This window comes from Parachitinimonas caeni, from assembly GCF_030129945.1.
Classification (GTDB): Bacteria; Pseudomonadota; Gammaproteobacteria; order Burkholderiales; family Chitinimonadaceae; genus Parachitinimonas; species Parachitinimonas caeni.
Map to the genome: position 1 here is coordinate 1 of NZ_JARRAF010000065.1, position 10,596 is coordinate 10,596.

Below are 10,596 nucleotides of genomic sequence, written 5' to 3' on the forward strand. Positions count from 1 at the left end.
GGGTTTCGCCGGATTTGGGCCTGCTGCCGCGTTAAAAATCGCTTGCTTAGCCCACTAAGCGGCGCGCTTTTCGCCTTGCATCAGGCCCAAATCCGACGAAACGCGATCCGGAAATCAAAATGTCAACAGAGCCTAACATTCAAAATTCATTCCAGACTGACGGTACTCGCGCTATAACCAATAAAGGCGCTTACTAAGTTGTTGTTTCTGCACGGTGCAACAACGCTGTCTTTGTACCCGGGATCCGCTTCGGCGGTGCCTGTGCCATGCCGGATCTGGATAGATGCCGTGGCAAAAAGCCTCTCCCGACCAAGATTTGACCGCATCCCGCGCGCGGTATCGAGCGCGGCCACATTTCAATTTATATCCAAAATCAAATGAGACGAAGGTGATCATCATGACCATGCAGCAAGTTCTTACGCTCGACATATCTGGCCGGCCCTATGCCTGGCTGACTCCGGAAGAAGCCGTGACGCAATATGCGAAAGGCAAGGTAGCGTGGGAACTTGGTGATGATCGCCTGACGTTTGTGGGCGGTACCAATTACGACGGCGTGCGCTCGCGCATTGCTATTGCGCCGATTATCGCCACGGCCGGCAGCGACATCATGGCTTCGCAAATCTGGGCGCCGCTAACCCTGAGCAGCCACGACAACCACCTGCTGTTCCGGCGCGACCACAATCAGTGCGCTTACTGTGCTGAAGTGTTTCCGCAGAGATTGCTGACCCGGGACCACGTCATGCCACGTAGCCGGGGCGGGCTCGACAGCTGGACCAACTGCGTAACGGCCTGTCGTGACTGCAATCAGGAGAAAGGCTCGAAGCTGGTCGAAACGTTCCGGCCGCTGATTTATGTGCCCTATACCCCTTGCCGATTCGAGCACTTCCTGTTGAGTGGCCGGAATGTGCTGGCCGATCAGCAGGCGTATCTGATGGCCAAACTGCCAAGACACAGCCGGCAAAGGCTGAGCTAGGCTCTGTTGGCATTCGCGGCACGGGCGGCGCCGCCCGCGTTTAGTCGGATCAGTCTCGGCATGGGCCCATGTCTGCTCCTCCCACTGGCGGAGCTCTCTTCAATTTGTGGTCATGCTGACGTAAGGTGTGACCATGAACGATCTCATCGCACTCATTGATTCGCTACAGACCCAGCCGGCCAGCCATGGTAAATCGCCGCTCAAGCATCTGGGCCTGATTTCCTGCGCCAACACTGTACACATCAGCCATGTGCCATTTTATGAGCACTGCATTGTGGTGGTGTTATCCGGGCGCAAGGTGATCTTCGACACCCCTGGCAAAGTCACATGCGAAGCGGGGGCTGCATTGGCGATACCGGCCCCCGGCAGCTTCAATCTATGCAATGAACGGGATGTAGACGGCCGTCAATATCGGGCTCTGATCATCCCGTTCACCCATCTACAGCTTGAGCGATTGCGCAAAATCCACGACTTTGCGCAGATCGGACAACACACTGACGTCGGTGTACTGAAATTTACTTGCGACGAGGTACTGCTGGCCTCGCTCAAGCATTACCTTGCCTCCCCCGCTGAACCACGGATACAGGCACATCGCCTGATCGAAGTCCTGCTGGTATTGGCGGAGCAGGATGCCCGCCTGCTGTCGTATTCGCTGAATCAGGAAAGCTGGAGCCAGAAAGTACAAGCCGTGCTTGCCGCCGATTTGGGGCGTGAATGGCAGCTGGCCGAGGTCTGCCACCGGCTCGCCACCAGTGAAAGTAGCTTGCGACGCAGACTGCATGCAGAAGGCGTAGGCTTTCGCGACTTGCTATATGAGCTACGCCTGAGCTCGGCTTTGGCGCAGCTATTACAAACTTCGGTACCGGTCTATCAGATTGCCTACGACTGCGGATACCAGTCGGTTTCGCGCTTTACCAGCAACTTCCGTAAACGCTTTGGCCTGCCACCATCCGAATTTCGTGCATCGGTGAGCGAAAGCGAACAGATTTTGGCGGTTACCGAACAGGTAGCCATGTCGTAGTCGGGCATGATGGTTTCGTCGCTCGCCCCGGCGGGTATCGAATGAATGGAGACCATGCAATGAGAACATTTCTGAAACAGCGCACCGCTTGGCTGGCAATGACCGGCTTGTTATCTGCTTCGGTCGCGATGGCCGATGGCTTCACCGTGAGCAGCCCGCAATTGAAAGAGGGTGGGCGCATTGCCGATGAACAGGTATTCAATGGATTTGGTTGCCAGGGTGGCAATATCTCCCCCGCCCTGACCTGGCAAGGTGCACCGGCCGAAACCAAGAGCTTTGCCGTCACGGTATACGACCCGGACGCACCGACCGGTAGTGGCTGGTGGCACTGGGCGATTTTCAATATCCCCGCCAATGTCAGCACCTTGGCCAAAGATGCCGGCAATCTACAAGCCAAGCTGGCCCCCGCCGGTAGCATTCAAAGTCGGGTCGATTACGGCAAACCCGGCTTTGGTGGCCCTTGCCCACCCGTCGGCGATAAGCCCCATCGCTATCAGTTCACGGTTTATGCACTGAAGACCGACAAGTTGCCGCTCGACGAGAACACGCCAGCAGCGATGCTGGGTTATTTTCTTCACCAGAATCTGATCAAGAAAACGGTGCTGACCGCCGTCTATGGTCGATAGACACCTTGCAAGGCTGCGTCACGGGGTGTTGCACCGTGACCAGCCGCCTGCGCCTTACTGCAATCCAGGTTTGATCACCGGCCGCCGGGCGCCAGTATAGACACACGCTATCAGCGTCCCCTTGGTCGGGTGATAAACCACAGCCTTGGTGAAATCGCACACCTGCATTGCCTGCTGGTTGGAAAGCCAGCTCATGTCCAGAATATCCCCCCGCTTGCATTGCTTGATCGCATCAGCGAATCCAAGCTCTGTCTGGGCGCCACTACTCAGGGTACAGACCCGTTCAGCCCCGGTCGGGTTGCTGCCCGCCAGATCCTCCGCATGGACCAGGGCACTGCCGACCACGAGCATTAGAAACAGCAGGGTTTTCATGGATGGCCTTTTTTGCTGGCTCAAATAGGCTTAAGCTATTCGTAGCGCTAATTAAAAACAAGTAGCCGGCGGCTTCCGCCCCCTTCATCGGGTAAACCCACTACCCGCCTCCTGTACGCAATCCCGCCAAGACTCCGCCAGTCTGAAACCGCCCTGACGCATCAGCTAAGTGCGGGCCCGCGTCTGAAAAATGGGAAGCCGGCTACCCTCTGCACAAGGAAGAATACATGGCATCACAGTTTCAACAGTTTTACGTCAAAACCATACTCGGCAGCCGCTTGTGTGAAGATCCGGTGAAGGGTCGCAACACACATCAGGAAATCGAAAGCGACCGGGGCCGCATTGTCTACTCCAGCGCCTTGCGGCGTATGCAGCAAAAAGCCCAGGTCTTCCCGCTCGAAACCAATGCGGCCGTGCGCAGCCGGCTGACCCACACACTGGAAGTCAGCATTGTCGGTCGTTATCTGGCACAAGCCGTGCTGACCAAAGCGCGCGAAAAGCAGCTGCTGGATGAGCATTTTGATTACGCCTACTGCGCCAGCTTTGTCAGCCTGGTGGAAAACGCCTGTCTGATTCACGACATCGGCAACCCGCCCTTCGGCCATCTGGGCGAAGCGGCCATCTCCGACTGGTTCCGCGAGAATGGCGAAGCCATTTTGCGCAAGCTGGTGAATATCGACGATATCGGCAACTGGCTGGACGATTTCTACCTGTTTGATGGCAATCCCCAAGGGTTCCGTATCGTCAGCCGCACACAAAGCAAAGATGGATGCGGGCTGAACCTGACAGCCAGCCAAATGGCGGCCTCCATCAAATATCCGTATTCATCCGCCCAGAAGCGGGAATTCGCCGAAATGGGCCGTGCCGGCATGGCGACGCCTGCCTACAGCCGCAAAGCGGGTTATTTTGTCTCGGATGCCGAGGCTTACCATCGTGTCGTCAAAGCCCTGGGAATTACCGAAGGCCGGCGCTATCCCTTGGTTTACCTGATGGAAGCTGCCGACGACATTGCCTACTGCCTGAGCGACATTGAAGACGGCATCGAAAAGAACCTGCTGACCGAAGACCTGTTCTTCGACCTGCTCTATCGCGAGCTGAAAAACGAGCACAGCGAATCCGAAGCCACCCGCTTTGTGCGTCACTACACGGAAACCCGGCCCAACAAGAGCCACAGCAAACCACTGGGCCTGACGCCTTTCCGTACTGATCTGATCAGGGAAAGCATCGAGCGGGCCGCCACCACCTTTGTCGACAACCACAGCCAGATCATCGCGGGAGAGCAGATCGAATTGCTGAACGCCCATACCTGGGTCGGCGAAATCCACCACGCCTTGCGCGCCATTGCGACCCGCGTGTTTGTACGTTCGAAAGAAGCCGAGAATATCGAAATTGCCGGTTACAACATCATTCACGGCATATTGCAGAAGTACGCCAGAATCCTTGGGCTGAAGCACCATCAATTCCGGGCACTGATTGACGATGACGCCGACGCTATCCGCGAACATCGGCTGGATCTCGAATATCGGCTTTGCAACCGCATCCCCAGCAAACTGCAGGACTGCTACCGCCACGCCACCCGTCACGACGACCTTACCCGAGCGGAAGAGTGGCACCATCGCGCACACCTGATCGTCGATTACGTTGCCGGCATGACCGACAACTACGCCCTCGAAACCTATCAGTTACTCCACGGCATCGCCGTCAAATAAACCTCAGAGCACGCCCACACGCCAGCCCAACCTGGCGTGTACACCAACCCTTCACACACCGCGCATCAAGTCCTCACACAGCCTTGTCAGACTGCCATCACTGCCCCTACCGCGTGATGAAAGGACCCCACCATGTCGCGAACCCTATTGGCCTACCTGCTCAGCCCGATTACCGGTATCGCCATTGCCAGCCTGAGCGAATGGATCATCCGTCAGGACAGCAACGGCGCCGTGGGCATCCTGCTTGTTGGCTGCACGGTGTTCTACCCTTTCGTACTACTGATTGGCGGCTTCTGCCATCAACTGTGGTATCAACAACGCCCCCCCGCACTGTGGCACTGCCTGGCATTCGCCGTCCTGATTGCCCTCGCCGCAGTTGCCATACTCGGCCGCCCCATGCTGGGCCGCGACTTTGATGCCCCCGATGCCTGGCGCGATTTCGCCTCATTGCTGGGCGTTGTACTCGCCGGCACCCTCGCCAGCGCCGTCAGCTTCTGGCAAGGACTACACCCCAACGCGCCACACCCGAATCCCCCCACCCCCCGGCCCGATGCCGGCAACACTCAAACATCACCAGAACCTAGACCTCATGGAACACACCAACCTGCGTAAAAGTTCTGCCAAACCAAGGATGGCGAATTTCAATGCGGATATTGAACTGCTCCGGGCTATCGTTGCGATGCCAAAGAAACGTCTTGCCCGGCGACAACCAGCCCGGAATCGGAATACGCCACCCCAACACCTGCCAGAAATACCCATCGCTGGTAAAAAACAGATTCCCGCCCTCCACACTCAACAACAACTTCATTCCCAGCCCCATGCCCACATACTCCAAAACTTCGCCCCGCTCGCTCATGCGCATAAACGACGTAAATTGAATTGGCTTGCGACCATGCAGCCGATAAATCCGCTGTTTGAAAATAGCCGGATCATCAGGAAGGGAATACACCTCAATATCCACAGGAAAATCGGCATCACAATAAGGCATCAACGCACCTTTAATAAAAGGCAAGGTCAGATACCCCAACACCCGCCCCGCCCAAGAACACGACAACTCACTCAACACTCCTGAGTAACGCAGCGGCTTTCCCGGTGCTGGATTCTTATCAAACCGCCGCTGAATATCCGGATGCAGCGTCTTCCACTCAGCCCCCAATACCCGCTTGAATAACTCCCCCTCAGAAGGAAAACCCGTCTCACGATAATCACCCACAATTTCGCTCCCGAGCCAATAAAACAAACACTGACTATTTGACGTCTATTCTAAAAACTCAATAAAGCCTATCATCATTCTTCGAAGCAAAAGTAAACCACCGTATTCTTAAAACGTCGAGGATTACTCCCAGCCTTTGTGCCGCACTTGGCGCTTATTCCAACCCAAAAGAATCAATCCAAATAATCGGATTTGGCACATACGAAAATAAATTCGTCATTACCTTGTATTCCAGAAAGGCCCTGACTACCCCCCAATCCGGGTCGTCTAAGCGGAAGCAGTTGTCATGCAGGCCCATCTATTCATCGTAGTACTGCCCCTGAAACCATAGCTTCTGCTCTACCGGCTCGGCATCGTGGTGGTAGCACTGGATCTGGCTGGTTTGCTATTTCGATGAGGTTGCCGAAAGGCTTGTAGTGATAGTCGCTGACGAGGCTGGGTTTGCCATCGGTAGTAAAGTCGGGCAGCGGTTGCAGGCTGATAAAGCCGGGGCGGACCTCGGGCCAGTATCGGGCGGCGATGCCTTCGCATGGGGTCCGCCGGTCGTTCAATAGCCGGTAGTAGTAGCAATGAAGAATGCCATCGACGGCCTGATCGTAGAGACCCGCTGGCGCCAACCGGGGCTGCCAGGCCACGAGACACTTCCACAACAAGCTACAAATGCTTGGGCATTTGCCAGCAGTTATGGCTTGCTGCTGTAGTTTGCTGGAATCCAGTTGTAGCCTTTACCGGCCTTCAGGATATGGCCGATACCCGGAAAGGAAATATGGGCAGCACCGACCCAGTAACCTTGCCTGGCGGCGTCAGCAAAGGCCTTCTCGCGTTGGACTGCAGCGACTTCACTGTTGACATCGAACTTGATGGTGACGCCCGGTGTAGCGAACTGGATTTCTCTGGCGTGCAGCAGATCCCCCCACAGCTGTAATTGCTGCCCTTGGCTTTCAATGGCGTAGAAGCTGTGCCCCGGCGTGTGGCCGTAGGAGGAGACGCTGCTGACGCCCGGGAAGAGCTGTGTATTGCCGTGAAATGTTTTCACCCTGCCAGCGGCCTGATATGGGGCAAGCATCTCGGCCGCCTTGGCAAAGCCGTGCTTCTGGTTTTCTGCAGCATGCTCTTCATTCGCAGGGTTCAGCCAGAACTCGGTTTCACGTTGATCAACATAGACGACTGCATTCGGAAAGAGGGCCTTGCCAAAGGCAGACAAACCACCCGAATGATCGCCATGAATATGGGTCAACAGAATCGCATCGATATCTTCTGGTTGATAGCCCGCGGCCTTCAGATTGGTAATCAATTGTCCGCCGCCTTTTCCTTTGAAGTAGTCCCCAGCGCCAGTATCAACCAATATCAGCCGTGAACCGGTGTGGATCAGGTAGGTATTGATTGAGGTTTCCAGCTGTGGCTTCAGGAATTGCGCCGCCAGCCGCTTTTGTACTGCAGCCGGAGTGGTACGTGTCAGCAGGGTGTCTATCGGGATGGTGATCGTGCCATCAGACACCGCTGTGATCTCGAAATCGCCCAGCATCATGCGATAGTAGCCTGGCGCCTGAGTCTTAATCTGAGGCGGTACAGCCTGCGCAATGGGCGCAAACAACACCGTGCTACTCAGGAGAGCGGATGTGGTCAGTCTGGCAATCAGAGCAGTGCGGGAAAGTGCCTGGCGCATAGCGGACATGGTGTGGTTCTCGTAGTGGTGGGTTATGGGCAGAAAAAAGCTACAGGCATGAGGCTTGTTGTTGCATCGTGGCCATTGCCTTGGCTGAGTGACGATGATCCAATGCGCACCAATATCATTCAAATCGATTAATTAGATAATGAATATCATCGAAAAAGATTTTCGTGGCATCGACCTGAATTTATTGGTGACTTTCATGGTGCTGCTGCGAGAACGCAGTGTGTCCCGAGCGGCAGAATGCCTGTATTTGGGTCAGCCCGCCGTCAGCGGCGCCCTAAACCGTTTGCGTGAATTGTTCGACGATGTGCTGCTGGTAAGAACTGCACAGGGCATGGAACCCACCAGCAAGGCGTTGGCGCTGGAGGCCGCCTTGGCACCAACGATGGCGCAGTTGCAGGCCACATTGTTTATGCAGCCTGTGTTTGATCCAGCAAGTGACGAACGGCTGTTCACCATTGGAATGCCGGACTGGATTGATATCTGGTTGACGCCGTTGTTGTTTGCCAGGCTACAGAAAGTTGCCCCCAAGGTACGTGTTGCCGTCAAAGCCTGTGCGCCGCAACAAGGGGCAGAAATGCTGGAAAAGAAGGAAGTGGATATCGGTATTGCGGCCTTTTCCGAAGGGCCGGGCTGGTTGCGCCGCCATCCGCTTAAGCAGATGGGTTTTTGCTGCGTGTACTCCCCAGGTCAGTTGACCGTTGCCGATCCGATCTCCCTGAGCCAATATCTGCACTACCCGCATTTGCTGGTCAGCTATCGGGCAGCGTTTCAAGGCGTGGTGGATAAGGCCTTGGCTGAAAACGGATTAAACCGTCATGTTGCGCTCTCAACCCCACATTTTGCCGCATTGCCAGCAGTGCTACGACAATCTCCAGCCATCGCCACAGTACCGTCTGTCTTGGGAGAGATCTGGCAGAATTGCTTTGGCCTGACATTTTGCCAGCCCCCCATCCCTCTGCCAGCGTTTACCGTATCGATGATCTGGCATGCCACACGAGATAAAGATCCCGCACTGCAATGGCTACTCACGGTCATCCAGTCGTTGATTGCGCCACCTAACGATACGCCCGGCAATACGGACATCACCCCCACACGTTCCACGCCAAACAATGAACTATCTGTGGCAATGGAAAGCTTGTCACCCGAAGATCTACGACCATCACCCACCTGAACCGCAATTGCTTGAAGTTTAGATCCGACTCACCCTGCCGGATCGCGTAGATGCTGGGGTTCCCACAAGTTGAGGACGGATCAAAACGATAACCTCCTGTTCGCCGACGGCGTACCGGGAAGTAGTTAAGCAGCCGTCGCGATAGAGTCAGCCCAGTAGCAGGTGGCCAGCCGTGGCCACTGGTTGCCGCTACGGCCTTCTGCTTTGGGATTGCAGCTGGCAGCACCTGACCGAAACACGGTTCAAATCACAGACTCAAAACTTAACCCAACTGAGCCAGGCAAAACTACAAACAAGCGGAATTTGACAGTTATGCAATCCTCTTTTTAGAGCTGATAACTCACTACAGAGTTAAAATCATCTACAAGCTCCGAAAGTGCGATTCTGGCATAAATCAGACTGTCTTTTAGGCACCTTTTCTATTAAAAAATTTATCTCCCACCTTGGCGAAACTTGGTAGTTAATCTCACCCCTCACTTGGGGTGGTATTTTTAATAAATCTCTCCCAATCTTCCACCCCAGCTTTATACTCATCCAGAGAGAAAATCGCCGCATCATTATCCCGATAATCGCATTCTATAAAGACCTTATCGGGGTATATCTCTACGCTATATGCATTGCCATTTCCATGCCATTCACCCAGCTTGCCACTTTTAACCATTTCAAGAACGGCGAGCATTTCGCTGCAAGAAGTATAACTTCTCTGAATATCCGAGATACAATAATCAGCCAGCAATTTAAAGTTTCCAACTGCTCTGGATCTTGCAAATCCAAATTCATCATAATAAAACTCAATACTCATATCAGACTCCGCTTACATTACTGGATATGCGGTATCCAGCACTCCGTTGCCATCCATAAATCCTTCAATTTTAACACCACTGCACGAGGTTCCTGTAAATTTGTCACCAACAACTTGACCCGTTGCTAAGGCATCGGCATATGCTGATTTTATCTCTTCTAATACACGAGCTCTCGACCAAGAGTCTGGATAGAAAGTCGAGCTAGCACTCTTTGTAACCCACTGCCCCGAGGTGGGATCTTTAATTTCCACTTTGGCTCTATAAATTCCTTGAGCATTAGGAGCATCCGTTATGCGAGTAATTCGAGCCCCACTATCCGAGCCAATTGACCCGCGATGATGAAAACCTACCGCCTTCAGGCCATTTTTCTTCTGCCGCACCTCTCCTTTAAAGAGCTTTTTAATATTAATTCGTGGATTACATGCTGCCAAACCAAGTGGGTCAACCCATCCAGTGGGGTTTAATGCATATTCAAAAAAATTATTTCCACCCAGCAACCCAATCGGATCCTGACTAACAAACCTCCCCAAATCCGGGTCGTAATAGCGGAAGCGGTTGTAATGCAGCCCCGTCTCTTCATCGTAGTACTGGCCCTGAAACCGTAGCGGCTGTTCTACCGGTGCGGCATCGGTCAGCCAGTGTAGTTTCAGGGTATTGCCCCAAGCCAGGTATTCGGCGCGCCAGACGATCTGGCCTTCAGCATTGGTCAGTTCGCGTGGGGTGCCGATCTGGTCGGGGTGGTAGTAGTAGATGTGGAAGGGGGCGGTCGCTTCGCTCGCCTTTTTGTCTGTTGCGGCTTCGTCTGCCTCGTCGTGGCTATCGGTTTCATCCCCCTCCCCCTCATTCGCCGCCGCCATCTGCCGTCGGGCTTGGGCTATGGCATGGGCGCTGGCCAGCATGTCGGCACGGGCCTGGGCACGTTGCTCTAGCGGCAGGGCTTGCAGGATTTTGCGTTGGGTGGGGTCGAGCTGGATGGTGTCCAGTTTCGGGGCCGGTTGCGGCTTGGGTGTGGGGCCGCTCAGTTGGGCCAGGG

Annotated in this window: 12 protein-coding genes; 6 read left to right on the forward strand and 6 right to left on the reverse strand. The window is 54.7% G+C overall.

Features of this window, described 5'->3' with window-relative positions:
- Positions 1 to 397 precede the first annotated feature (397 nt).
- The 3 genes from PZA18_RS22960 to PZA18_RS22970 all read left to right on the forward strand — a co-directional run bounded on the left by PZA18_RS22960 (position 398) and on the right by PZA18_RS22970 (position 2,620).
- Entirely contained in the window at positions 398 to 973 is a 576-nt protein-coding gene (locus PZA18_RS22960; RefSeq protein WP_284103230.1) for an HNH endonuclease, read from the forward strand.
- A gap of 133 nt (positions 974 to 1,106) precedes the next feature.
- Positions 1,107 to 1,994 carry a helix-turn-helix transcriptional regulator gene (locus PZA18_RS22965; protein ID WP_284103231.1) on the forward strand — a complete coding sequence of 296 codons (888 nt, stop codon included), beginning with the start codon at positions 1,107 to 1,109 and terminating at the stop codon, positions 1,992 to 1,994.
- Between the two features lie 59 nt (positions 1,995 to 2,053).
- A complete protein-coding gene (locus PZA18_RS22970) occupies positions 2,054 to 2,620 on the forward strand; it encodes a YbhB/YbcL family Raf kinase inhibitor-like protein (protein ID WP_284103232.1) in 567 nt (188 codons plus the stop codon).
- Between the two features lie 54 nt (positions 2,621 to 2,674).
- Here the strand turns inward: PZA18_RS22970 and PZA18_RS22975 are convergent, their stop codons facing one another.
- Positions 2,675 to 2,992: a hypothetical protein gene (locus tag PZA18_RS22975; protein ID WP_284103233.1), complete on the reverse strand. Its 318-nt coding sequence runs from the start codon at positions 2,990 to 2,992 to the stop codon at positions 2,675 to 2,677.
- Between the two features lie 227 nt (positions 2,993 to 3,219).
- Here PZA18_RS22975 and dgt point away from each other — a divergent pair, with 227 nt between their 5' ends.
- Both dgt and PZA18_RS22985 read left to right on the forward strand, forming a co-directional pair.
- Positions 3,220 to 4,701, forward strand: coding sequence for a dGTPase (gene dgt, locus PZA18_RS22980; RefSeq protein WP_284103235.1), 1,482 nt, complete (start codon positions 3,220 to 3,222; stop codon positions 4,699 to 4,701).
- Positions 4,702 to 4,833: 132 nt separating this feature from the next.
- Positions 4,834 to 5,313 (forward strand): hypothetical protein, encoded by a 480-nt coding sequence (locus PZA18_RS22985; protein ID WP_284103236.1) that lies wholly within the window; start codon positions 4,834 to 4,836, stop codon positions 5,311 to 5,313.
- Here PZA18_RS22985 and PZA18_RS22990 read toward each other — a convergent pair.
- From PZA18_RS22990 to PZA18_RS23000, 3 genes are all read right to left on the reverse strand, one after another.
- Positions 5,282 to 5,914, reverse strand: a complete 633-nt coding sequence (locus tag PZA18_RS22990) for a DUF4166 domain-containing protein (protein ID WP_284103237.1) — start codon at positions 5,912 to 5,914, stop codon at positions 5,282 to 5,284. The genes PZA18_RS22985 and PZA18_RS22990 overlap by 32 nt on opposite strands.
- Positions 5,915 to 6,216: 302 nt before the next feature.
- Complete coding sequence (locus tag PZA18_RS22995; protein ID WP_284103238.1) at positions 6,217 to 6,549, reverse strand: hypothetical protein; 333 nt, start codon at positions 6,547 to 6,549, stop codon at positions 6,217 to 6,219.
- Positions 6,550 to 6,596: 47 nt separating this feature from the next.
- Entirely contained in the window at positions 6,597 to 7,589 is a 993-nt protein-coding gene (locus PZA18_RS23000; protein WP_284103239.1) for an MBL fold metallo-hydrolase, read from the reverse strand.
- Between the two features lie 139 nt (positions 7,590 to 7,728).
- On the opposite strand from PZA18_RS23000, the gene PZA18_RS23005 reads away from it, so the two are divergent.
- Positions 7,729 to 8,760, forward strand: coding sequence for a LysR family transcriptional regulator (locus PZA18_RS23005; RefSeq protein WP_284103240.1), 1,032 nt, complete (start codon positions 7,729 to 7,731; stop codon positions 8,758 to 8,760).
- Positions 8,761 to 9,226: 466 nt separating this feature from the next.
- Here PZA18_RS23005 and PZA18_RS23010 read toward each other — a convergent pair whose 3' ends face one another.
- Both PZA18_RS23010 and PZA18_RS23015 read right to left on the reverse strand, forming a co-directional pair.
- Positions 9,227 to 9,562: a hypothetical protein gene (locus PZA18_RS23010; RefSeq protein WP_284103241.1), complete on the reverse strand. Its 336-nt coding sequence runs from the start codon at positions 9,560 to 9,562 to the stop codon at positions 9,227 to 9,229.
- A 12-nt stretch (positions 9,563 to 9,574) separates the two neighbouring features.
- On the reverse strand, positions 9,575 to 10,596 hold a 1,022-nt coding region (locus PZA18_RS23015), incomplete at its 5' end, for an RHS repeat-associated core domain-containing protein (protein ID WP_284103242.1).

Bases quoted from the DNA above. Each gene is read 5' to 3' on its own strand.
- PZA18_RS22970 (WP_284103232.1), top strand. From the start codon at position 2,054: ATGAGAACATTTCTGAAACAGCGCACCGCTTGGCTGGCAATGACCGGC.
- PZA18_RS23000 (WP_284103239.1), bottom strand. From the start codon at position 7,589: ATGTCCGCTATGCGCCAGGCACTTTCCCGCACTGCTCTGATTGCCAGA.
- dgt (WP_284103235.1), top strand. From the start codon at position 3,220: ATGGCATCACAGTTTCAACAGTTTTACGTCAAAACCATACTCGGCAGC.
- PZA18_RS22960 (WP_284103230.1), top strand. From the start codon at position 398: ATGACCATGCAGCAAGTTCTTACGCTCGACATATCTGGCCGGCCCTAT.
- PZA18_RS22975 (WP_284103233.1), bottom strand. From the start codon at position 2,992: ATGAAAACCCTGCTGTTTCTAATGCTCGTGGTCGGCAGTGCCCTGGTC.
- PZA18_RS23010 (WP_284103241.1), bottom strand. From the start codon at position 9,562: ATGAGTATTGAGTTTTATTATGATGAATTTGGATTTGCAAGATCCAGA.
- PZA18_RS22965 (WP_284103231.1), top strand. From the start codon at position 1,107: ATGAACGATCTCATCGCACTCATTGATTCGCTACAGACCCAGCCGGCC.
- PZA18_RS22985 (WP_284103236.1), top strand. From the start codon at position 4,834: ATGTCGCGAACCCTATTGGCCTACCTGCTCAGCCCGATTACCGGTATC.
- PZA18_RS23005 (WP_284103240.1), top strand. From the start codon at position 7,729: ATGAATATCATCGAAAAAGATTTTCGTGGCATCGACCTGAATTTATTG.